Origin of the sequence: Streptomyces sp. JH002 (genome assembly GCF_050916115.1) — a bacterium.
Lineage (GTDB): Bacteria > Actinomycetota > Actinomycetes > Streptomycetales > Streptomycetaceae > Streptomyces > Streptomyces xiamenensis.
The window spans coordinates 3,592,283-3,615,358 of the sequence record NZ_CP087989.1 but is presented as its reverse complement, the minus strand read 5'-3'; the positions used below and the strand labels follow the sequence as shown (position 1 = coordinate 3,615,358).

Genomic DNA, 23,076 nt, shown 5'->3' with positions numbered 1-23,076 from the left:
CAGCACGCTTCCCGGGCAATCCTTGAAATAATCAACGCACCGACTCGCCTTCCGGGAGCGCGATATGACAAACGCCCATCGCAAGAGATCTGCTGAATCCGCTCGGTTGACCAACCTGGTGCCGGACGCCCGCGATGAGCTGGACGCCGCGCTCAGGGCCAACGGCATCACCCTGCCGTCACTCGGTCTCGACCCCATGACCATGGCCGCCCAGAACACCCGTCCGCTCGTGAACCTGGGCCGCTGCAACGTGCAGACCGTGGAGCTGCTCACCGCCGCACTGAGGCGCGCGGCGGAGCGTCAGAAGAGCGACTGACGCAGGGACCCCGGGACGGGGGCAACCGTCCCGGGGCATAGCCACCAGCCGAGAGAGAGAAAAAGAGCTGATGACAGTTCCCCACTGTATTGCCCATGCCCTCACCCGGAGTGGCCACAGCCTGACGGGGGTGCTCGTTCCGGCCAACCACCGCGCGGATACGGGCTGCACCCGTCGGCTTCGCCACTGGACGTTCCATCTCGCAGGCCTGGGAATCAACATCGACTGCCGCCACATCCACGTTGGGAGGTCCCACGGGTGTGGCGCCCGGTGACCCGTCCGCCGGCCGAGGCGGTGTACGTCTCGTCGCCTTGCCACCTCAAGCGGCACGACGACTGCCGGGACGGAACGGCCCGTTCTCCCCTGACCAAGCTCGGCATCAGGTTCGACGTCTGCGTGTGCCGCTGCCACCAACACCAGCTGAAGGAGAAGAAGTGAGCACCCCGGGCAAGATCCCCACTCAGGTAACCATCAACGCCAACACCGTTCAGTGCGGGGACATCATCACGGTGGGCGGGCGACCACTCCTGGTGATCGATCTGACGCAACTGCGCGGCGGCATGAAGCGGATGGAATTCTTCTCGGGCGAGATCCTGACCATCCATACCGAGACGGTTCTGACAGCTACCCGCCAGTGCGCCCCGGCCCGCCGGCCCTGCCGCAGGCAGCGCGGCGCGTGAACACGCCACTGGCGTCGTGGCACCTCGGCCTGTGCTGGATGTGCCGCAACGAGGCCGTGCCGGTCACCTGGTACGGCACGGCCCGCTATCACGGCGGCTACGCTCCGGTGTTCGCCTGCTGGGACTGCCACCGCTGGGTGGCCGCCCGCGTACGCGAATACCGCGAGCGCGCCATCACTTCCCCGGAACCGAATGCGTCTCGGGGTCCCACTCCCCCCGAGCGATAGCCGCATCCAAACGCGCCTTGAACACGGCATGCGCCTCCCGCATTTCCACTTCCCGGTTTGCCTTGTAGAACGGCGCCGTGTACCCCTCGGGCGGCGGAGTTTTCTCGGGATCCTTCAGATAACGCTCGAACTGCTCCCAGTGCTGTTTCGTCTGTCGGTGGCCGTAGGCATACCGATGACCGGCTATCTTACGCCCCTTGGAATCGAACCAAGTAACGGCCTCGAAGTCTTGGAGAATCGGAAAGCGACTGTTGTACATAGCAACGAGAGCATCAGCTGAAACCCCCATCCATGCAGCCACAAGGGCGTCGATCTCTACAAGAGCACTGCGACGAGACCGCTCCGACCGCAACGGTGTTTCATATTGCCAACTCTCCGCAACAGAATTTACCGGCGGCAATTCTTCCCACCCATAGGCCCAGCCGTCATCGTTCGGCCGAGCCTGCTCGTACAGGGAGGACCAAAGTGATGCGTACTCTACCGTCAGACAATTGAGGCGCAGAGTGCGCATAAGCAAAGGAGCGGATAGGGGATGCCCCACACGCGGCACTGGAAGAGTCTTGGCCGCAGCAACACGAAGGTCACCCCTGCCGGTCGTCCGCAAGAAGTAATCGATTGGAATCGAAGACCAAAATCCCGCGATGAGCGCCGTATGGAGCGGATCGAGAGACGCCATACTTTGAACTGAATCTACATGAACGGGGCCTGGAGGAATCAAGGCTACATACAGACTCCGCTCTGTATCAGGCGGAATTTGCCTCCGCCAAACGGCCCGATAGAAGTCTGCATAAGGCCGTCGCGAGAGGTCTGCAAGATAATTCTTGATTTCCTCTCCACTCACACTTTCTTCGGCGACCTTACGAGCTTTGGCGACCGCAGATCGCGCCACATCCAAATATTTCTTCGAAACGAGTAGGCGCGCCAGCTCCTCGTGATCGATCCACTTATCTTGAGCCGCTGAATAAACTAGCTCGTGAGTGGCGCGAACGTACTCCGTCTCAGGAATTTCATTCACGGCAATCCGTTCAGGGTCAAGACCATGAATCTCGCCAGAACCCTGACTGGGCTGCTTAAACAGGGGATTGGATACTCCGATCTGAGGTCCTTTGAGAATTACCTGAGCCCAAGTCTTCGGAATTATCGCACCTCCGCCATTTTTGGCAGAGTTGTAGCTAATGAGCCCATTTTTCTTGGCGCCGCTCTCATCAAAGCCGCGCGACACTTGCGGTGCGAGCTCAGCAAGCCTGACGGGGTAGTTTGCCAGCGCCTCGATGGCCTCCGCCTCGGCAGTACTAACGGGCGACAAGAGGCGCGCCTGCCCCACCGGTTGATCATCACCGGTGAGCAGTTGCCACAGAGCCAATGTCTTCTTGTTTACACGAATCACCCTCTTCCGGTGTGGCCTCTCATCCCAAGTATTTCCGAAGCGAACACCAGGGTCGGGACGTCCACTTTGCCCATTTTTCGACAATCGAAACGCGTCCACAGAGAACAGCCATGAAAGGTGCTGAAAATCGATCTCCTCTTTCCAGCCTCCAGAGATATGCACTCCGAAGTGACTCGATCGGCCAACCGGAGGAGGAAAGAAGCGATTTCCGGCATTAACAAAATCGCCGTGCATCCGTAGTCTCCGATACGCAGCTTCCCTGAGCGCAGCCTCCTTATCACCACTGAAATGGCTGTCCGGATGCACCAGCCCCACCATGCCCCCCCTCGACATGTGATCCCACGTCTGGCACATGAATGCCCGATAGAGGTCCGGCTGCGTCCCCTCCAGCAACGGATACATCTGCGGCGAGCCCAACACCGCCACCGTTGCGCTTGTGGAGGTCAGCTCGCGCAACAGATAGGACTTCGCCCGCCTGTCCTCCAGCAACGCATCTCGACGCCTCACCTTGTCCGCGTTCGATGCCTTTTCCTGTAGCAGGAACCACGGATCAAACTCCGCCAGCACCGCGGGCTCGTTCCACCGGGGCCGCACCCACGGTGGGTTTCCCACCTGCAAGTCGAAGCCGCCGCGTTGGGCGAAGACGAAGCCGAAGTCCAGTTCCCAGTGCAGGAATCCTTGCTCCGCCGCGATCTCCTGGACCACGGCCAGCCATGGGAAGCGTTCCTCCAGGCGCCAGACCTCGTCCATGCCCATCAGGGCCTCAAGGCCGCGTTCGTACGCCTCGATGTCGTCCAGGGACAGGAGACTGTCCGCCTCCAGCAGGTCGCCCGCCTCGCCGTAGGTGCCCAGCAGGGCCTCGGCGAAGTCCAGCCAGTCCTCGAACGTTGCCAGCGGGATGCGGGCCCGGCGGCCCTCCATGCCACGGCTCGGGGTCGGGGTGCCGGCCTTCGATCCGCCAGGGGCGGTCTTCTTCTGCCTGCGCCTGGGCTGAGGAGCCGACTCGGCCAGGCGCTCCCGGCTCGTCCCGCTGTTCTCCTCTCCCGTCACCATTTCGGCGAAGAGCGAGGTCTGTTCGCCATCCACGACGAACATGGCGCCCTGTTCCGGCAGCATCCCGGCAGCGGCCACCGCCCCGGCCGCGTCAGGCTGCGGCTCCAGCGGTTCCGGGTCCCACCGCTGCTCGCCCACCTGGGGCAGAGCAGCCAGCACCGATTCCGTGACGACGCGTGCGCTACTGGCGGTCTCCTCGTACACCGCGTCCGTGCCGTCCACCAGACCGGCCTTGTCCACCGGCCAGAACCACAGCGCGCACCAGGCGTCCATGACCGTCTTCAGCCGCCAGTACGGGGTCCCGGTGGTCCCGAACAGGTCCCGGAAAACCTTCTCCTTGGGCACCGGCTGCTCGGGCCACCGCAGGAAGGCGTACTCCGGGTCGGCCGGGTCCGCGCCCCACACCTCGATCCGGCGGGAGATCTCCTCCTCCGAGAGCTGCATCCTGCGGATCACCAGGTCCCACAGGAACTCCGCCCGCCGGGCCACCGCCTGCATCCGCTCCAGCTGGGAACGCCTGCTCCCCGTCGCCTTGGCGTTCGGCGGTTTGCGGATGCCGCGCCGCCACTTCGCCAGCGCCTCCGCCTGCACCGGCGCCAGCCGTTTGGCCTCCGCCTCGCCCGCCACCGCACCCCATCCGGGCGCCGGGAGCAGGAAGTGGTGGATGGCGCCGTCCGGCAACTCCTGCCGCTCGGCCTCGTCCCCGGTCTCGCCCCCGCCCCGGAACGGCAGGTTGGTCGGCGGCAGTCCGCCCTTCGGCTTGAGCCAGAGCTTCTCCTTGGCGACCACATCCTCCGCCGCGTACACGGCGCGCCGCCCGCCGATCAGCGAGTTGCCGCGCCGCAGATGCAGGCCGAACCAGGGGGCGCGCATGCCGGGGTGCATGGTGTTGAGCCACATCGACACCTCGGCCAGTTCCACGCCGGTGGCGTTGAGATCCACGCCATAGGCGTTGTGCAGCGCGATGTACGCCTTGACCTTCTGCTTCTCGGTCAGCTGGTCGGCCGTGGGGATGGGCCGGCCCAGTTCCTTCTGGCGCCGCCGGATGTACTCGTCGGCGACCTGGTTGATGGCCTCGTTGAGGAACGCACCCGACCCCAGGGCGGGTTCGCAGATCCGGTAGGTGAGCAGTTCGGCGGCCCGGGTCTCCACGACCTCGCCCGCATCGTCCTTCTCCTGGTCCAGCAGGTGCCGCAGGGCGAGTTCGACCGTCACCTTGGTCAGGGACTCGGGCGTGTAGTACGAGGCGGAGGTCTCCCGGTCCCGTCCGGCGAGCCGGTAGACGAACCGGCCCTCCTCGTACACCTTGCGCCCACGCAGGCCCTTGCGCTCGTCCTCCTCGCCGTAGTGGACGAACACGCTGTCGTCGTACGCCTGCTGCCGACTGGCGGGGATCAGCCACGATCCGCCCTCCGGCTTGCCGTTCTTGGCGACCTCGCGCAGTTCCTCCTCGGCGATGCGCCCGGTGTAGGACATCAGGCCCTCGTACACGGCGCCCAGCTGGTTGATGCCGAGGTTGCGGTACGAGATGAACCCGCCGCGCCGTCCGCGTTTCTCGGCGCGCTTCATGGTGAGCAGCCGCAGTACCTCGTGCAGCGCCTGGTTGCGGGGGCGCAGGTCGAGCCAGGCCGGTTCCTCGCCGTCCGCGCGGCGCGGGTCGCGCACGCCCCGGCCGATGAGCCGTATCGACTTGGGGTCGAACAGGACGCTGTGCAGCGGTTCGAACCGCAGGCCCCGGTCACGGCTGCGGCGGGCGGCCTTCTCCCGGCGGGTTTCCTCGTCATCGCCCGGCTGGTCGTCGTACTCCTCGGTGCCGTAGGGGCGGTGGCCGAAGTTGACCTTGGCGAACAGCACGTTCAGCGACTCGTACAGGTGGCAGCTGTCGCGCGCGGCCTGCTCGGTCAGCATGACGTCGCGGGCGACGAGTTCACGCAGTCGGGCCATGGAGTACCCGGCCTCGTACGTGCGGTCGTCCGCGGGCAGGATGCCCAGTTCGGGGCGGGCCTCGGCGTACAGCAGGAAGAGGACGCGGTACAGGTAGCGCAGTGTCTCGCGGGTGAGTTCCTTCTCGATGGGGACTGCGGGGTCCTCGATGTCCGCCGGGGTGAGGCCGGTGGCGCGCAGCCGGTCCAGTACCTCGTTGGCGATGATCTCCACGGAGCGCTGGAGGCCGTGGCGCAGTTCGCCGGAGACGCCGACCGCGTTCTCACCGCTGGACTTGAGCAGCGCGTCGATGAGCGGTGCTTCGCCGTTGTCGCCGGGGCGCAGTGCCTCGTGGCTGAAGAGGGCGGCGATGGTGGCGAGTTCGCCGGTCTGGGTGCGGTCGTTGTGTTCGAGGGCGGTGTCCAGGGAGACGGCCAAGTGGCGGCCCTCGCCCCAGGTGGTGCGGTCGGCGAGGACGAGGACGCCGCCGGCCAGCAGCAGGACGAAGCGGGGTGCCTCGCTGGTGGTCGCTGGTGCGCTGTCCTCGGTGTCGCCGGGCGTGGGTACGCCGGTGCCGTTGTCGTCGGCGCCGGGCTCGGGGGCGTCGGGTCCGGGGGCGGGGCCGCCGCTCGTGATGGCGTCGCTGTGGAAAAGCCAGGAGGCGAGGGCGGCGCCGGAGGTGAGGGTTTCGGCCGCGCTGAGCCGTACCGGGTGCAGCAGACGGCCGGGGCCCTCGGGTTCCACGGCGGCGTCGGTGTCCGCCGTCCAGCCGCAGTCCAGGGCGATGATGCCGTCGCCGTGCCAGGCGACGCGGACGGTGTGATCGCGTCCGGCCTGCCGTACCGTGATCTCCTCGGATTCGGGGGCGCCGTCCGCCTCGGCCGGCCCGTCTCCCCGATCCGGCCCGTGTTCCCCGTAGCCGAGGGCCCGCAGGATCTCGCGGTGCCAGTCGGTGAGCCGCCGGCGCCAGTCCGGGTCCTGGTGGGTGTTCAGACCGAGGGCGTCGTCACCGGCCTCGTCCTCACGGTGGGCGCGCCGGGCGAAGAAGCCGCGCCGCTCGTCCGTCACGTAGCCCATGCGCAGGGAGCGCAGGGCCTCGCGCGGCGTGCGGCGCTGTTCGAGCTCGTCGTTCTCCCGCACCGACCAGGTGGCGAGCAGGCCCTTGCGCAGGTCGGTGCCCAGCTGCTCGGCGTAGTAGTGGGCCGTGAAGTACTCGCCGCGGTTGACGAGGGAGGGGAATTCGGCGCTCATCGGGTGGCTGCCGCTCCTTCCGGTCCGTGCAGTACGGCCATCAGCCGCAGCATGGGTTCGCCTGAGGTTTCCATGGACTTCACCAGTCGCAGCCGCTCATCGGCGGTCACCGCGGCCTGGTGCCGGGCGGTGCCGCCGATCGCCTCCTGCTTCCAGTGGGTGACGCGCTTGCGGTACGGGGCGAGGGTGTCCTCGATCTGCCGCGCGTAGGCGGCCTCCCGTTCCCGGAGATGGCCGAGGGCGGCCTCCATGGCGCCGGGGACGAGGTGTTGCAGGTGTGCCAGCTCGTCCGGGGTGGCGGCGCGTCCCGGCATGCGGGAGGTGACGCCGCACCGGGCGAGGAACGCGTTGTCCATGCGCTCCGCGGTCATGGGCGGCGTGCCGTCGCTCCCGTCCGCTTCCCGGGTCGCCGTCACGGCGATCCACTCCACGACGGTGGGGCGGCCCAGGGCGTTGGAGTAGATGCCCTGGACGAGGAAGACCGGTCCGGGGACGGGCGCGGACAGCACGGGGGCCTCGTTGCGGCCGAAGGCCACCAGCACCTTGTCGGTGAGCCAGTCCAGGACGGGGTGGACATCGCTCACGTAGGAGACGGTGGGCCACTGGGTGTCGGCGGAGTCCAGCGCGGCCTTGAGGCGGCGGTCGGCGAGGGTCTTGTCGAAGGTGACAAGGAGCCGGCCGGGGCTCTTCTCGCTGGGCAGGACGCCCTGTTCGCGCAGGTAGGAGCGGGGCAGGTCGCGGAAGCGGTGCTGGAGGTCGGCGGGTGGCTCGAAGGCGACGGTGCCGTCCTGTTCGCGGCGCAGCGCCAGGACGTCCTCGGGGGCGCGGCCGTCGCAGACCTGCTGGATGGCGGCGTCGAAGTAGTCGGCGGAGGTCTCGAAGAGGCTGGGGACCTCGGCGCGGGGAATCTCCTGCGCCGAGGCCTCGGCGCCGCGCGCCCGGGCGGCCTCGACGCGGCCGAGCAGGCCGGCCATGACGGAGGGGCCGGCCTTGCGGGAGGTGTCGATGGACTGTTCGACCGTGCGGCCGGCGATCAGGTCCTTGGTCAGCCGGTCGTCCTCCTCCTTCGCCCGGTACAGGCCGGTGACGGCTTCCGCCGTGCCGTCGATGCGGTGCGCGTGTTCCTCGCGGGCGAGCAGCTTCTCACCGACCAGGCGGTCGTCCAGGGGCCGTGGCTCGCCGGTCTCGGGGTCGGAGCGCCACGGGATGTCGGAGGTGAGGACGAGGGCGCGGAACTCGGGGCTGTGTTCCTGCCCGTAGCGGTCGATACGGCCGTTGCGCTGTTCGATGCGGATCAGGGACCAGGGCAGGTCGTAGTGGATCAGCTGGTGGCACTGGTGGTGGAGGTTGACGCCCTCGGAGGCGATGTCGCCGGTGAGCAGCACGCGCAGCGGGGAGGCCTGGAGGCCGAAGTCGCTGACGATCTTCTGCTGTTCCTCGTCGCTGTTGGCGTCGCCGTGCATCACCTGGACGGTGCCGCCGTACGCGAGCCAGGGCTTCTTGGGGTTGGTCTCGCGGGCTTCCGGGTCGGTCACCGGGAAGCCGAGGGCCGCGGGTACGGCCGCGCCCAGCCAGGTGAGCGTGGGCACACTCTCGGAGAAGACCACGACGCGGGTGTCGGAGCCGGGGCCGACGCCGAGGGCGCGCAACTGGTCCACGAGTGCGGCGAGTTTGGCGGAGTCCCGGTCCTCGATCCGGGCGGCGAGGGCGCGCAGGTCCTCCAGGGCGGCGCTCTCGGCCGCCCGCGCGGCGGGGTCGGGGCTCTTGGCGATGGTGCGCTGCCGGGTGGTGACGGTGGCGAGCAGCGCGTGGTGGGAGGAGAGGAACGACTTCAGCAGGGTGTACGGGAACAGCTGGTGGCCGCTGACCGACGCGGTGGCCTCGTCGCGCGGGATCCAGCGGTCGGCCAGTTCGGCGAGGACGGCCTGTTCCTTCTCGCCGGCCGGGGCGTGCACGGGGAGTGAGGGGCCGCGCGTCGCCCAGGCTCCCTGAAGGGACTCGCGGACCTCGGGGCTGGTCTTGGTGCGGCGGATGTAGAGGTGGGAGAGGTCCTTCACCTCGTACTGGTGCGGGTCGGCGATGGCGGCCGGGTCCAGCAGCCGGATCAGTTCGGCGAAGGAGGCCGGGTCGCCGTTGTGCGGGGTGGCCGAGGCCAGGATCAGGGCGTCGGTGCGGGGGGCCAGCAGCCGGGCGAGGGCGTTGCGCTCGGAGCCGCGCGAGATGAGGTTGTGGGACTCGTCGATGACGACGGCGTCCCAGCGGGTGTTCTCCAGGTGGTGGGCGTAGAGGTTCTTGTTCTTGAGGGTGTCGACGGAGACTATGACCCGCTTGAAGTAGGCGAACGGGTTCCGTCCGGAGGGGATTTCCTGCTGGGCGCGCTGGATGCCGGCCGAGTCCAGGCGTACCAGGGGGATGGAGAAGCGGGTCCACAGTTCGCGCTGGAACTGTTCGAGGACGTGCTGCGGGCTCACCACGAGGATGCGCTCGCCCCGGCCGCGGCGGATCAGTTCGGCGAGCAGCAGGCCGATCTCCAGGGTCTTGCCGAGGCCGACCACATCGGCGATCAGCAGCCTGGGCTGCGGGTTAGCCATGGACAGGGCCAGCTCGGCGGGGCGCAGCTGGTGGCGCTGGGAGTCCATGAGGAAGTTGTCGGCCAGGGCCAGGCCGTGCTCGGTCTGGGGCAGGAAGGACTTGCGGATGAGTGCTTCCAGGTAGAGGCGGGCCCGGCTGTGGTTGGCGGAGCGGTCGGGGACCAGGGTGGTGGCGTGCGGGTCCAGCAGCTGGATGTGGTCGAGCTTGTCGTAGAAGACGGCCTCGATGTCGCGGACGAAGGGGCTGACGCCGGTGACCTCGACCAGAGTGTCGCCGTTGCCGATGTTCTCGGACTTGCGGACCAGCCACTGCTCCTCGCGGACGATGACCTGTGCGCCGGGCGGGAACCCGGAGTGGCGCCGGGCGCGTCCGCCCTGCTCGTCCGGCGGAGTGGCGGACTGTTCGGGGAGCCAGCGGGCCCAGTTGTCGGCGTCCGGGCCGGAGGCGGGTGCGGCACCGGTGTTCTCGGTGGGTCGCGGCCGCTCGGGGGTGGGGGTGTGCGTCACAGCTGGGGTCCCGTCGCGTAGGCGGCGCGCAGTTCGTCGGCGACGCGCCGGGAAGCGGGCAGGCGGGACGTGTGGCCACGGCCCGGGAGCTGCCGGGCGCCGGTGGCGGTGGTGCTGTCGTCGGTTTCCGGGTGCGTGGTGATGGCCACGGGGCCCGGCTGTGCCGCTTGCTGAGGGCTCCGGCCGGAGGCGGCCGGCGCGCCGGGCTTCCCGGGGCCGTCGGCGGCACGGGAGTGGTGCGAGCCGGAGCCGTGCGCGCCGGAGGAGGCGCCGGGTTCCGCCGGCGCGTCCGCGTCACCGGGCCGTGGGGCGCCGACCGCGTCCAGGGCGTCCTCGTCGAGCCTGGCCCCGAACTGCTCCTCCAGCCGCCGCAGTCGCTCCTCGATCGACGGGGTCATTCTCTCCTCGGGCGCTGTCTCCGCCGGGCGGAACGTACGCGTGATCAGGGCGCGGCGCCCCAGGGCCGGGCTCAGTCCGGCATCCCGCAGCAGCGTGGCGCAGATCTCCCCCACCTCCTCCAGCCCGGGCCGCGCGTGCGGGTCGTGCGCCAGCATGGCCGCCAGCAGGTCGTGCAGCGGACCGGCCGGCAGTCCGCTCAGGTCCGGGGCGGTCTCCCGCAGGACGACCTTTCGGTGCACGGCCTCCCAGCCGTTCCCGTCGTACGGGTAGTGGCCGCTCGCCGCGTACAGCAGCACCGTGCCGAGCCCGTACACGTCGCCTGCCGGGCTCGGATCGCCTTCGCCCAGCGCTTGTTCGGGCGGCATGCAGCGGATGGTGCCGATGACCACGCCGGATCGGGTGAGCGTGGCGTGGCCGGCCTCGGTGATGGCGCCCAGACCGAAGTCGATGATGCTCGGGCCGCCCTCGCCCATGATGACGTTCTGCGGCTTGAGGTCACGGTGCAGCAGGCCCACGGCGTGGACGGCGGACAGCCCTTCGGCGAGGAGGGCACCGGCGCTGGCCACCAGCGCGGGCGGCAGCGGGCCGTGCTCGTCGACACCCTCCAGCAGTGTGCCGCCGGGCACGTACTCCATGGCCATCCAGGGACGGTCCGCGTACGGGTCGGCGTCGAGGAAGCGGGCGACCCGGTCGGTGCCGCTGACGGTCCGGGCGATGAGCGCTTCCCGTTCGAAGCGCTGCCGGGCGTGCGGATCGAGCCGGTCGCCGCGGATCAGTTTGACGGCGACGGGCGCCCCGGCGGGCGAATAGGCGAGAAATACCTCCCCCATGCCCCCGGTGCCCAGCTCCCGTACCACCACATAACGCCCGATTCGCTCCGGGATCATGTTCATGATCTCCCCACACCCCACACACTCCGGCGGAGCGACCCAGCCTATCCGGTCACCCGCGCCTCCACCCGGAAGTCCTGATCAACCCGCACGACCCACCCCAGGGAACCCATGAAGCCCATGGAACGCATTATCCCCATAAGAGGAAGTCCGCATGAAATAAACATGAGTTGGCCTCTTCATCCATATTTCTCATTCCACTACGCTCACCGCGACCCGAATCAGCCCTGGTGGGGGGTGGACGTTGGCGCGCCACAATTCCGGAGAACACCAGCCACACATCGCATCCACAGCATCCGTGGAACACCTCGTGACCGTCTTCGCGCGGGAGGTCGCCGCGAAACTGCGCGGCGACGGCAGCAGAGAAGACGCACTGACCACACCCGTGGAAACCCTGCTGCGCGCCATGGGCCGCCGACAGGGCGTCTCCCTGGTGGCGCACGGCCAGATCCCCATCCCCAGCCTGAGAGTCAGACCCGACTTCGCCATCGGAATCAGCAACCGGATCATCGGGCACATCGAACTGAAAGCTCCCGGCAAAGGGGTCGATCCCACCCGGTGGCGGCCGAAGGACCACGACCGCACGCAATGGGAGAAATTCCGTGCCCTGACCAATGTGCTGTACACGGACGGCACGCACTGGGCGCTGTACCGCGAAGGGACCCAGGTCGGCCCGACCGCCGTCCTGGCCGGCGATCTCCGTGCCGGGGAACTCACCCCGGGCCCGGAATTCGAGGCGCTGATCACGCGATTCCTCCACGCCACCCCGCCGCGCTCGGACAGCGTCGGCGTCCTCGTCCCCCGGATCGCCCGGCTCTGCTCACTGCTGCGCGAGGAGGTACGCGAACGCCTGGAGCGCGAGACCCGCCAGGAGACCGGCCAGGCCTTCACCGTGCTCGCCAACGACTGGCGTGACCTGCTCTTCCCGGACGCCACGCGGGAGGAGTTCGCCGACCAGTACGCCCAGACGCTGACCTTCGCGCTGCTGCTCGCCCGCATCGAAGGCATCGACCTCGCCGATCAGCCGCTGCGCGAAGTGGCGGGCAAACTGAGCAAGACGCACTCCCTCATGGGCAAGGCCCTCGCCGTGCTCACCGACGACGCGCTCGACGATCTCCGGGGAGTGGTGGGCACGATGGTCCAGGTGGTCTCCGCCGTGGACCCGGCGCTGTTCGAGGACCGGACCGGAGACGCCTACCTGCACTTCTACGAACGCTTTCTGTCCGCGTACGACCCGAAGCTGCGGCAGGAGACGGGCACGTACTACACACCCAACGAGGTCGTGGACTTCATGGTCCGCTTCACGGACTCCCTGCTGCGGGAACGACTCGGCCGCCGCAAGGGGTTCCGCGACGAGGACGTCACGGTGGTGGACCCGGCGACCGGCACCGGAACGTTCCTCATCAACATCATCGACCGGGTGGCCAAGGACGAGGCGAGCGAACTCGGCGAAGGGCTGGTGCCGGGGACCCTGCGGGATCTGTCCCGGCGGCTGATCGGCTTCGAGAAGCAGACCGGGCCGTACGCGGTGGCCGAACTGCGGCTCAGCCACACGTTCAAGGCCCATGGAACGGAGATCCCCGAAGACTCACTGCGGCTGCACGTGGCGGACACCCTGGACGACCCCGCCGTCGAACACCACCTCGGCTTCCACTACGAGGCCATCGCCAAGCACCGCCGCCTCGCCAACCAGGTCAAGGCACGCGAGCAGGTCATGGTCGTCATCGGCAATCCCCCTTACCGGCGCGGGGTCAAGCGGGCCGGTCTCGGACGGTGGGTGGCCGAGGGCAACGACAACGACCGCACCGCGATCCTCGACCGGTTCCGGGGAGCCGGACCGGCCCGTACCCAGTACGCCCTGGACAACCTCTACATCTACTTCTGGGCGTGGGCGGCCTGGAAGGTCTTCGATCTCCCCGCGGCGGAGCCCGGGCCGGACGAGGGGGAGACGCGGCCCGGTGTGATCGCCTTCATCACCCACTCCGGCTTCCTGGACAGTTCCGGCACGGCGGGGATGCGGCAGTATCTGCGCCGGGTGGCCGACGAGGGGTGGATCATCGGCCTGACCCCGGAGCGCTCCCCCTACCCGGATGTCGGAACCAGGGTCTTCGCCGGCGTCCACAGGGAGATCTGCGTGGCGGTCTTCGTGCGGCGCGGGCAGCCACAGACGGACGAACCGGCCGTGGTACGGCGCTTGGACGTGCCGGCGGGCAGCCGGGAAGCGAAGTTCGCGTGGCTGGACGGGCTGACTCCGGACGGCCACCGGTCGGGCAGCGGGTGGCAGGAGTGCGCGAACGGCTGGACCGACCCGTTCCAGCCGGCGGCGGGGAGCGATTGGTCGGCGATGCCGTCGCTGGAAGATCTTCTGCCATGGCACAGCCCGGGGAACAAGAACAATCGCAGCTGGCCTGTGTCTCCCGATCAGAGCACACTGCGCGAACGCTGGCGGGCCCTCGTCAATGCTCCCAAGGCACTCAAGCCGAACCTCCTGAAAAGCACGCGGGACAGGCACCCGGACAAGGCCGAGCCAGCGCTGCCCGGTCAGCGAGCGAGCAGCCCCCTGAGCACCGAAACGGACAACTCCGCGGTTCTGTGCTCCTACGGCAGGATGACCTTCGATCGACAATGGATCGTGGCGGACCGCCGGGTCATCGACTTTCCCCGTCCGCCGCTGTGGCTCGCGCGGGGCGACCGCCAGATCCATCTCACCGAGTTGCACACCGAAGCGGGACGCCAGGGGCCCGCGCTCGGATTCACCGCGTTGCTCCCCGACATGCACCACTTCAAGGGGACCGAAGGCGGTCGTGTCACCCCCCTATACCGCGACCCGTTCGGCAACCTCCCGAATGTCACCCCAGGCCTGGCCGCCGCCCTGTCCGGCGCCCTCGGCATTCCCGTACCGGCCGAGGACATCTTCAGCTACACGGCGGGGGTCGCCGCCCACCCCGGCTACACCGCCCACTATCAACAGGAACTGGCCTCCCGGGGAGTCCGCGTTCCGCTCACCCGCGATCCCGAACTCTGGCGCGCCACCGTCGAGGCGGGACGGCGCGTTCTGTGGCTGCACACGTTCGGGGAACGCTGCGCCGACCCCTCGGCGGGGCGCCCGCACGGCACCCCGCGCCTCCCGGACGCGGAGCGCCCGTTGTGCCACAACCCGATCGGGGACACACCGGGCGGCATGCCCGAGACGATCACCCACGACGCGAGCACCCGCACACTGACCGTCGGAACCGGCACGATCAGCCCAGTGCCCCGGGAGGTGTGGGAGTACCGCATCGGCGGTGTCCAGGTGATCCGCAAGTGGTTCGGCTTCCGCAAGCGGGCGCCCGACGTGGAACGGCAGACCCCGCTGAACGACATCCTTCCCGACTGCTGGCCCACCGAGTACACCAGAGAGCTGCTGCGTGTGCTCAACGTCCTGGGCCTGCTGGTGAAGATGGAACCCGATCAGGCGGCTCTGCTGAGCGCGATCGACGCCGGTCCACAGATCAGCACCTCCGAACTCACCCGTCTCGGTGTACTGCCGGTGTCCCCCTCCGCGAAGAAGGCACCCCGGGTCCCGGCACCCTCCCAGCAGGACACACTGGACTTCGAGCCCGGCGATCCCGGGGCCCCGCCCTCTCGGAAACGCCCTCGCCGACCCGCTTGAGCACCTGACCACGGTGCGGCACCGAGTCGTACCCGGTCATCGGCCGGGCACGGAGCGGACCGGTCGCCTGTCATCCCGCTGCGTCGGCCCCGGGAAACGCCGGGGCCCGCTCGCCGCGGGCCCCGGTGTCACTGTGCTTCGGGTGCCGCGTCCACCAGGTGGTCCAGGACCAGCATGTGGCCCGGGGCGTGGGTGATGGCGTACTCCGGGGCCGCGGCCGGGAGGGCGAGTTGGGGGGTGACCCCGCAGGCCCAGAAGACCGGGACGTCGCCGTCCTCGATCACCGGGGACGGGCCGAAGTCCGGGCGGGACAGGTCGGCGATGCCCAGGGCCGCCGGGTCGCCGATGTGGACGGGGGCGCCGTGGCCGGTCGGGTAGCGCGCGGTGATCTCGACGGCGCGCGCGACCAGGGCGGCCGGGATGGCCCGCATGCTGACCACGAGCGGCCCCGACAGCCGCCCGGCCGGCCGGGTCGGCACGTCCGTGACGTACACCGGCGGCGCCGCCGAGCCGGGCGCGTACCGCACCGGGACGCCGGCCCGGCGCAGCGGCCCCTCGAAGGTGTGGCTGCACCCCAGCAGGAACCCCACGGAGTCCTCGCGCCAGTACGGCGTGATGTCGTGCGGCTCGCCGGCCGGTTCGCCGTGGCGCCACAGGCGGTAGCGCGGCAGGTCGGTGCGCAGGTCGGCCACCGTCGTCCCGACGCGCACCACCGGGTCGCCCGGTTCGGTCACCGCGATGACCGGGCAGGGCTTCGGGTTGCGGACGCAGTACAGCAGGACGTCGTAGGCCAGTTCGCGCGGCACGATGACGAGGTTGGCCTGCTGGTGGCCGTCCAGGATCCCGGCCGTGGGGCCGGTCCACCGCCCCGCCGCCGCCAACTCGCGCAGCTCACGGGGGGTGTCGGGGGCCCCGGCGCTCATGTCAGCTCCAGCTTGCTGGACTCGGGCACGGTGCGCAGCGTGATCAGCGCCATCGCGGCCGCGCCCATCAGCAGGAAGCCGGGGGCCAGGAGGTTGCCGGTGGTGGCGATGAGCCAGGTCGCCAGGTACGGGGTGAGGCCGCCGCCGATGATGGTGCCGATGTTGAAGCTGAAGGACAGGCCGGTGTACCGCACCCGGGTCGGGAACTGTTCGGCGTACGTCGGGTAGGTGACGGACTGGACGATCGGCATCGGCAGGGCGAGGACGATCATGGCGAGGACGGCGAGCGGGAAGCTGCCGATGCCCATGACGAGCATGGCCGGCACGACGAGGACCGCGTAGCCGGTGAAGCCGACGGTGATGACCTTCTTGCGGCCCCAGGTGTCGGAGAGCCCGCCGAACAGGGGCATCAGACAGGCCACGAAGAAGCTGATCCCGCCCATGATCCAGAAGGTGGAGGACTTGGGGTAGCCCAGTTCCGAGGTGAGGTAGATGTTCATGAAGATCAGGCCGACCCAGTAGCCGCAGTTGGACCCGATGGCCAGCAGCGTCACCTTGAGGACCGGGCCCCGGTACCGGGTGAGCACCTCGGTCAGCGGCGCCTTGGCCGTGGCGTCCTCCTCCTTGGTGGTCAGGAACGCCTCGGAGTCCTCAAGTCGGTTGCGGGCGAGCAGCGCGACGGCGATCAGCGGCAGGGAGAGCAGGAAGGGGATGCGCCAGCCGAAGTCCTGGAGCTGCTGTTCGGTCAGGACGGTGCTCAGGACGCCGGCCACCAGCGCGGCCGTTCCGCCGCCGAGCGCGACGCCGACGGGGGTGAAGGCGCCGAAGAAGCCGCGCCGTCCGGGCGGGGCGGACTCGGCGAGGTAGGTGGCGGAGCCGGTGACCTCGCCTCCGGCGAAGAAGCCCTGCGCCAGCCGGACCAGAAGGAGCCCGATGGGCGCGGCGACGCCGACGGTCTCCGCGGTGGGCAGAAGTCCGACGGCCGCGGTGGCGGATCCCATGCCCACGACGGTGAGGATCAGCACGGGCTTGCGGCCCATCCGGTCACCGAGCCGGCCGAGCACGATGCCGCCCAGCGGGCGCATCAGGAAGGCGCTGCCGAAGACGGCGAGGGTGGCCAGCAGCGAGGCGGTGGGGTCGTCGTCGGGGAAGAAGTGCGGTCCGATGACGACGGCGAGGTAGCCGTAGACGCCGAACTCGTAGTACTCGATGGCGGTGCCCGCGGCGGCGGCGACGGCCGCCCTGCGGGAGCGGCGCGGGGTGCTGTCCTGACCCGCTGTTCTCTCCCCGGTCGCGGGCGGGGGCGTTGATAGGCTCGTCATGGGCGTGCTCCGGTTCTGACATGTCCTGTGGCAGGGATGTGCGGCCAGTCGTGCGGGGCGTCCGCGTGCAGACGCGGGTGCGGGTACGGCGCCGGGGCCCGTATGACGGTCATCCGCAGGACTGGACCTCCTGCTGATGACCGTCGCTCCGTCCGGGCGGTGTCAGACGGCGAAGAGCTGCTCCAGGTCGGCGAACGCCTTGAACTCCATGGCGTTGCCGGCCGGGTCGAGGAAGAACATCGTCCACTGCTCGCCGGGCTCGCCCTCGAAGCGGACGTAGGGCTCGATGACGAACGCGGTGCCGATCGCGGTGAGCCGCTCGGCCAGCGCCTTGAACTCCTCGACGGGCAGCACCAGTCCGAAGTGCGGCACCGGGACCTGATGACCGTCGACCGGGTTGGTGCCGGCGACGCCGTCCCGGGGGGTGCCGGAGGGGCCGTCGCCGACCTGGTGGGTGACGACCTGGTGGCCGCCGAAGTTCCAGTCGATCCACTTGGTGTCCGAGCGGCCCTCGGTGAAGCCGAGCACCGTTCCGTAGAAGGCGCGGGCCGCTTCGATGTCGTCGACGGGGATGGCCAGGTGGAAGGGGACGAGGCCGGTGGGCTTGGTGGTCATGGTGGCTCTCTTTCGCTGGGAGGGGTGAGAGGGACGGTCGTTGACGTGCGGGTGTGTGCGGGTGCGGTGGTGCGGGCCGGGGCCTCCTGTCAGCGGGCCGGTACGAGGCGCAGCTCGTCCCCGGGCAGGGTCTGGCCGACGAGGTCGATGTCGGTGTCCGTGACCACCCCGATGACCGGATAGCCGCCGGTGACGGGGTGGTCGGAGAGGAACACGATCGGCTCGCCGGACGGCGGGATCTGGATGGCGCCGCGCACGGTGCCCTCACTGGGCAGGTGTACGGAGCCGATGGCCAGCGGCGGCCCGGTGAGCCGGGCGCCGACGCGGTCGGTCTGGGCGGAGATCCGCCAGGTGGTGGCGGTCAGCCGCTGCCGGTCGGCCGTGTCGAACAGGTCCTCGCGCGGCCCCCAGCGGAACCTGGCGGTGGCGGCGCCGGCGGACGGTACGGCGCTGAAGGCCAGTTCGACCGGGACGCCGGGGACCGGGCGGGCGGGGCCCAGGCCCAGCACCGTACCGGCGGCCAGGGGCGGGGGCCCGAGGCCGGTGAGGGAGTCGCGGGAGGCGGAGCCCAGGACGCGGGTGGCCTCGACGCCGCCGCAGACCGCCAGGTACGTGCGGCAGCCGGCCCAGGGGCGTCCGATGGTGAGGCGGGCGCCGGCGGGCAGGTGCACGAGGGTGGGGTCGGGGACGCGGACGCCGTTCACCGTCACCGGCGCCGGGGCCCCGGTGACGGCCGCGTACCGGGCCGTCGAGAGCGTGAGTTCCAGTCCGCCGAGGGTCATTTCGAGGGCGGGGGTGTTCTCGGGGTTGCCGACCAGGCGGTTGGCGAGCGTGAAGCTGCGCCGGTCGGCGGGCCCGGCGGTGGGCACGCCGAGGTGGGCGAGCCCGGTACGGCCCAGGTCCTGGACGGTGGTGGCGACGCCGGCCGCGGCGACGGTCAGGGTGCCGGTGGTTCCGGTGGTGGGGGTGGTGACGGTGCCGGTGGTCATGGGCCGACCGCCTCGAAGACGACGCGGTCGCCGATGGCGAGGCGGTTCGGCGGGGTGGCGTCCACGTCCCACAGCCGGGTGGTGGTGACCCCGATCTGGTGCCAGCCGCCCGGGGTTCCGCCGGGGTAGACGACGGTCTGGTTCCCGGCGATGGCGACCACGCCGGCCGGGACCCGGGCGCGCGGGCTGTCCAGCCGGGGCAGCCGCAGGGGTTCGGGGAGGCCGTCGAGGTAGGCGAATCCGGGGGCGAAGCCGAAGAAGGCGACGGTGTGCCGGCCGCCGGTGTGCCGGCGCACGGCCTCGGCCCGGGTGAGGCCGGCGCGGGCGGCGACCGCGTCGAGGTCGGCGCCGTCGTAGCGGACCGGGATCACCACGGTACGGGCGGCGGTCCGCGGCCCGGAGCGTATGCCGCCGTCGTCACCGTCGTTACCGACCGCCGCCGCGTCGAGGAGCCGGGTCAGCCGGCCGGCCAGCCGCTCCATGGCGGCGGCGTGTTCGGCCACCACCAGCACGGTGGTGGCGGCCGGGACGACCTCCCGCAGCTCGGCGGACCAGGACGCGGCCCGGATGGCCAGGGCCAGTTCGGCGGGGCGGTGGCCGGGACACTCGACCAGCCAGCCGCGGTCACCCGCCCGCCGCAGCCGCGCCCCGCCGGCAGCCGCGCCCGTCACGGCGCGGCCTCCGCCGTGACCTCCGCGGTGACCTCCACCGACGCGCCCGCCCCGCCCGGGAGTTCGGCCGGGGTGCCCACCGTGACCCCGCCCACCGCCAGGGCCTCCCGTACGGCGGCGGCAATCGCGACCGCGCCGGGGGTGTCGCTGTGTACGCACAGCGCCGCGATGTCCCCGCCGTCCGGGGCGACCCGCACCGCGTGGCCGTTCACCGAGAGCACCGTTCCGGTCTGCGCCATCCGCAGCGCGCGCCGCGCCGCCTCGGCCGGGTCGGTGATGACGGCGCCCGGCTGGGAGCGCGGGACGAGCAGGCCCTCGTCGGTGTAGCCGCGGTCCACGAACGCCTCCGCCAGGGGCCGTACTCCGGCGATCAGCGCGCGGTCCCAGACCTCGGTGCGCGGCTGGCACAGCAGCGGCAGCTCCCGGTCGTAGAGGGTGACGGCCTCGACGATCGCCGAGGCGTGCCCGGCGTGCCGGGCCGCCGCGTTGTAGAGCGCTCCGTGGGCCTTCACATAGCTGATCCGGCTCCCGGCCAGGCGGGCGAAGACCTCCAGGGCGCCCATCTGGTACAGCAGTTCGTTGACCAGCGTGGCGGGCGGCACCTCGATGAAGCGCCGGCCGAAGCCGGCCAGGTCGCGGTAGGAGACCTGCGCGCCGATCGCGACCCCCCGGGCGGCGGCGTCCGCGCAGGTGCGGCGCAGGATGTCGGGGTCCCCGGCGTGGAATCCGCAGGCGACGTTGGCGGCGGTGACCCGGTCGAGCAGCGGCCCCTCGTCGTCCGGGCCCCAGGCGCCGAAGCCTTCGCCGACATCGGTGTTGAGGGCGAGCACGGTCATCGGCCGGACTCCGCCCAGTAGTCCGCGATGGTGCCGCTGCTGTTCTCCCAGGCGGTGTGCAGCCCTTGCTGGCCGCCGTCGATGTGGGCGGTGATCTGCCGGGCGAGTTCGGCGGCGTCGCCGTCGGCCAGGGCCTGGACCATGGCGGCGTGTTCGCTCTGGACGCGGTCGTAGGCGCAGGTGCCGTGCACGTAGAACCGCGAGTACGGCTCCAGGCGGTGGTACATCTGCGCGATGATCTCGTAGCGCAGCGGCAGCCGGGAGAGCCGGTACATGTCGAGGTGGAAGGCGAGGTTGGTGCGGGACCAGGAGTCCGCGCCGGTCTCGGCGACGCGGTCCATGCGGTCCACCATCTCCTCGAACCGGCTGATGTCGCGCCGCGAGACGCGCTCGGCGACGTGCTCGGCGAAGCTCGGTTCAATGAGCCGGCGCAGGTTGTAGACCTCGTCGATCTCCTCCAGGTCGAGCACCGTCACGAAGGTGCCGCGGCCCGGTGTCGAGCGCAGCAGGCCCTCGCTGATCAGGGTGCGCATGGCCTCGCGCAGCGGGATGCGGCTCACCCCGAAGCGGTCGGCGAGTTCGTCCTGCACCAGGCGGTGCCCGGGCGGGTAGACGCCCTCGACCACCAGTCGGCGCAGCTCACTGGTGACGGCGTCGGCACCGCCCGCGTCACCCCGGAGAGTTCGGTCTGCTCGGCTCATGCCCTTCTGTATACAGTGAATACGCCGAGTTGCGATACGGGTCGACCGGAGTTGATCGGGGATTTACCCGGCCGAAACCGGGCTCACCCCGCGCGCCCCGCCTCCCGGTCGGCCGCGACAGGCGTACGACCGGCGCACATGACCGTCCGCGTGCGCATTCTGACCGTTCGGTGACCGCCTCAGAGCGGGCGTCGGCCACTCTCTCGCAGGTCACCGGCGCCCGGCCCGCCTCCGGACCGGCGCCACACAACCGCCACGGCGTGCACGGATTGCCAACATGTTGTCGCTGATCGTCAATGCCTGCACGGGTACTCCTCATGCAGACTCCCGGAGTTGGGTGCCTCCCGGGCCGACCGGCTCACTCGGATCGCATGTCTCACAGAGGGTCAGACTGCGCATGTCTGTTTCCACGCCACCGTCCGTTTCCACACCCCGGACCACCTGGTACGGGGCGACGCCGGCCCAGCAGGGCATCTGGATCCTCGACCGGATCGAGCGCCTGCGCCCGACCTATCTCATCCCCACGGTCCTGGAGTTCACCGGCCCAGTGGACCACCAGGCGCTCACCGGGGCCACCCGCGCCACCCTCGCCCGTTACCCCGCCCTGCGCTCCCGGTTCCGGCTGGACACCCGGCACCGCCGGGTGGAGTACCGCACCGACGGTCCGCCCGCGGAGGTCGGCTTCATCGACGCGGTCGCCGAGGAGTGGACGGCGGAGGAACTGGCCGCCCTCATCGAGGCGCTGTGCTACACCCCGTTCGACCTCGGCGCCGAGGCACCGGCCCGCGCCGAGATCATCCGCACCGGTGCCGAGAGCACCCTCCTCGTCCTCACCGTGCACCACATCGTCTTCGACGCGACCTCCCGGGAACTCGTCCTGGACGAGATCACCGGCCGCTACCGCGCGGCGGTCCTGGGCACGCCCTTCACCCCGCGCCGCGCCGTCCACCCGGACGAGGTGCGGCCGGCCGCCCCGGCGGCGGACCTGGCCGAGCGGGTGAGCGAGGCCGCCGCCCGCCTGCGGGGCGCCCCCACCACCGTGGACCTGCCCTACGTCCGTGACCCGCACGGCGACCTCCCCATGCTGGGCGGCTGGCAGCGCACCACGCTCGACGCCGGCACCACCGAGCGGGTGACCGAGGCCGCCGCCCGCGAGGGCTGCACCCCGTTCATGACGGGGGTGGCGCTGCTCGCCGGGGCGCTCGCCCGGCGCGGCGAGCAGCGCGACTTCCTGTTCGCCGTCGTCTGGCCCGGCCGGGACGACCCGGCCTCCGCCGAGGTCGTCGGGATGTTCATGTCGACGCTGATCCTGCGGGTCGGCCTCACCGCGACCACCACCTGGCGCGAACTCCTGGCCACCGCACGGACCGCGGGCATGGAGACCTTCATCGACTGCGATGTCCCGCTGGACGCGCTCGCCGCCGAACTCGACGCCGACCGCGAAGTGGGCCGGCTCCCCCTGTCCCCCGTCCTGGTCAACATGGCCGACAGCCCCGGCACCATCGCCCTCGCCCCCGGCGTGCGGGGCCGCTACCGGCCGCTGGAACCCCAGTACAGCAAATGGGACCTGGCCCTGTTCGTCCATCTCGACGAGGAGGACGGCGAGCGTCCCCGGCTGGGCTTCTCCCTCGACCACCCGGCGGCGCTGTTCGACGACGCCGCCATCAACGACCTGCTCACGGCACTGCGACGCGGTGCCGCCGATCTCGCACACGACCCGGAGGACCTGGTGCTGAAGCCCGCGGCGGAAGACAAAGTCAACGACCCGGCTGCCCGGCTGGAGATGGTGCGCGCGGTGTGGTGCGAGGTGCTCGGCACCGACCACGTCACCGACGACATCAGCTTCTTCGACGCCGGCGGCGACTCGCTGCGCCTGGTCGTCCTGGTGGAACGGCTGCGCGAGGTGTCCGGGCGGATGGTGAAGACCGTGGACCTCTTCCGGGCCGGCACCGTGCGCGGCCAGGCCGATCTGCTGGCCACCCTGGGCACCACCGGCGACGGGAACGGCGGCGGTGGCAGCGCGCGCGACCGGCTGCTCGGCGCGGTGCGGCAGCAGAAGGCGGCCGGACCGCAGGGCTAGGGCCTGTCCGACGGAATGCCCGCGGGCCCGCCCGGGAGCTCCTCCCGTGGCGGCCCCGCGGCC

The 23,076-nt window shown here is 70.4% G+C and carries 15 protein-coding genes; 5 read left to right on the top strand and 10 right to left on the bottom strand.

Annotated features, from left to right (window positions below; translation table 11 throughout):
* The first annotated feature begins 106 nt into the window (after positions 1–106).
* From H7827_RS16365 to H7827_RS16355, 3 genes are all read left to right on the top strand, one after another.
* Positions 107–316 (top strand): hypothetical protein, encoded by a 210-nt coding sequence (locus H7827_RS16365; RefSeq protein ID WP_432746104.1) that lies wholly within the window; start codon positions 107–109, stop codon positions 314–316.
* Between the two features lie 270 nt (positions 317–586).
* A complete protein-coding gene (locus H7827_RS16360; protein ID WP_432746102.1) occupies positions 587–754 on the top strand; it encodes a hypothetical protein in 168 nt (55 codons plus the stop codon).
* The gene (locus H7827_RS16355; RefSeq protein WP_432746100.1) at positions 751–996 is read left to right on the top strand and encodes a hypothetical protein; all 246 of its coding nucleotides are present in this window, start codon (positions 751–753) and stop codon (positions 994–996) included. Before H7827_RS16360 ends, H7827_RS16355 begins: the two co-directional genes overlap by 4 nt.
* Positions 997–1,170: 174 nt before the next feature.
* Here the strand turns inward: H7827_RS16355 and H7827_RS16350 are convergent, their stop codons facing one another.
* From H7827_RS16350 to H7827_RS16340, 3 genes are read right to left on the bottom strand one after another with little or no spacing between them, the layout of a single operon-like run.
* Entirely contained in the window at positions 1,171–6,837 is a 5,667-nt protein-coding gene (locus H7827_RS16350) for a hypothetical protein (protein ID WP_432746098.1), read from the bottom strand.
* On the bottom strand, positions 6,834–9,935 hold the full coding sequence (locus H7827_RS16345) for an SNF2-related protein (protein ID WP_432746096.1): 3,102 nt from the start codon (positions 9,933–9,935) through the stop codon (positions 6,834–6,836). The genes H7827_RS16350 and H7827_RS16345 overlap by 4 nt, the downstream gene beginning before the upstream one ends.
* Positions 9,932–11,221: a serine/threonine protein kinase gene (locus tag H7827_RS16340; protein WP_432746094.1), complete on the bottom strand. Its 1,290-nt coding sequence runs from the start codon at positions 11,219–11,221 to the stop codon at positions 9,932–9,934. Before H7827_RS16340 ends, H7827_RS16345 begins: the two co-directional genes overlap by 4 nt.
* Positions 11,222–11,522: 301 nt before the next feature.
* Here H7827_RS16340 and H7827_RS16335 point away from each other — a divergent pair, with 301 nt between their 5' ends.
* Positions 11,523–14,876, top strand: a complete 3,354-nt coding sequence (locus tag H7827_RS16335; RefSeq protein ID WP_432746092.1) for a type ISP restriction/modification enzyme — start codon at positions 11,523–11,525, stop codon at positions 14,874–14,876.
* A gap of 128 nt (positions 14,877–15,004) precedes the next feature.
* Here the strand turns inward: H7827_RS16335 and H7827_RS16330 are convergent, their stop codons facing one another.
* From H7827_RS16330 to H7827_RS16300, 7 genes are all read right to left on the bottom strand, one after another.
* Positions 15,005–15,799, bottom strand: a complete 795-nt coding sequence (locus H7827_RS16330; protein ID WP_432746090.1) for a putative hydro-lyase — start codon at positions 15,797–15,799, stop codon at positions 15,005–15,007.
* Positions 15,796–17,121 (bottom strand): MFS transporter, encoded by a 1,326-nt coding sequence (locus H7827_RS16325; RefSeq protein WP_364240911.1) that lies wholly within the window; start codon positions 17,119–17,121, stop codon positions 15,796–15,798. The genes H7827_RS16330 and H7827_RS16325 overlap by 4 nt, the downstream gene beginning before the upstream one ends.
* A gap of 162 nt (positions 17,122–17,283) precedes the next feature.
* A complete protein-coding gene (locus H7827_RS16320) occupies positions 17,284–17,736 on the bottom strand; it encodes a VOC family protein (protein ID WP_386532346.1) in 453 nt (150 codons plus the stop codon).
* Positions 17,737–17,825: 89 nt separating this feature from the next.
* Positions 17,826–18,725 (bottom strand): biotin-dependent carboxyltransferase family protein, encoded by a 900-nt coding sequence (locus H7827_RS16315; protein WP_432746088.1) that lies wholly within the window; start codon positions 18,723–18,725, stop codon positions 17,826–17,828.
* Positions 18,722–19,396 (bottom strand): 5-oxoprolinase subunit B family protein, encoded by a 675-nt coding sequence (locus H7827_RS16310; RefSeq protein WP_432746086.1) that lies wholly within the window; start codon positions 19,394–19,396, stop codon positions 18,722–18,724. Before H7827_RS16310 ends, H7827_RS16315 begins: the two co-directional genes overlap by 4 nt.
* Positions 19,393–20,232 carry a LamB/YcsF family protein gene (locus H7827_RS16305; protein WP_432746084.1) on the bottom strand — a complete coding sequence of 280 codons (840 nt, stop codon included), beginning with the start codon at positions 20,230–20,232 and terminating at the stop codon, positions 19,393–19,395. Before H7827_RS16305 ends, H7827_RS16310 begins: the two co-directional genes overlap by 4 nt.
* Positions 20,229–20,933, bottom strand: a complete 705-nt coding sequence (locus tag H7827_RS16300; protein WP_158708054.1) for a GntR family transcriptional regulator — start codon at positions 20,931–20,933, stop codon at positions 20,229–20,231. The genes H7827_RS16305 and H7827_RS16300 overlap by 4 nt, the downstream gene beginning before the upstream one ends.
* Positions 20,934–21,330: 397 nt before the next feature.
* Here H7827_RS16300 and H7827_RS16295 point away from each other — a divergent pair, with 397 nt between their 5' ends.
* Positions 21,331–23,013, top strand: a complete 1,683-nt coding sequence (locus H7827_RS16295) for a condensation domain-containing protein (protein ID WP_432746081.1) — start codon at positions 21,331–21,333, stop codon at positions 23,011–23,013.
* The last annotated feature ends 63 nt before the right edge of the window (positions 23,014–23,076 follow it).

What these genes read in the sequence shown, in the direction of transcription:
- H7827_RS16350 (WP_432746098.1), bottom strand. Translation starts at nt 6,837, where the DNA reads ATGAGCGCCGAATTCCCCTCCCTCGTCAACCGCGGCGAGTACTTCACG.
- H7827_RS16340 (WP_432746094.1), bottom strand. Translation starts at nt 11,221, where the DNA reads ATGATCCCGGAGCGAATCGGGCGTTATGTGGTGGTACGGGAGCTGGGC.
- H7827_RS16330 (WP_432746090.1), bottom strand. Translation starts at nt 15,799, where the DNA reads ATGAGCGCCGGGGCCCCCGACACCCCCCGTGAGCTGCGCGAGTTGGCG.
- H7827_RS16325 (WP_364240911.1), bottom strand. Translation starts at nt 17,121, where the DNA reads ATGACGAGCCTATCAACGCCCCCGCCCGCGACCGGGGAGAGAACAGCG.
- H7827_RS16320 (WP_386532346.1), bottom strand. Translation starts at nt 17,736, where the DNA reads ATGACCACCAAGCCCACCGGCCTCGTCCCCTTCCACCTGGCCATCCCC.
- H7827_RS16315 (WP_432746088.1), bottom strand. Translation starts at nt 18,725, where the DNA reads ATGACCACCGGCACCGTCACCACCCCCACCACCGGAACCACCGGCACC.
- H7827_RS16305 (WP_432746084.1), bottom strand. Translation starts at nt 20,232, where the DNA reads ATGACCGTGCTCGCCCTCAACACCGATGTCGGCGAAGGCTTCGGCGCC.
- H7827_RS16300 (WP_158708054.1), bottom strand. Translation starts at nt 20,933, where the DNA reads ATGAGCCGAGCAGACCGAACTCTCCGGGGTGACGCGGGCGGTGCCGAC.
- H7827_RS16295 (WP_432746081.1), top strand. Translation starts at nt 21,331, where the DNA reads ATGTCTGTTTCCACGCCACCGTCCGTTTCCACACCCCGGACCACCTGG.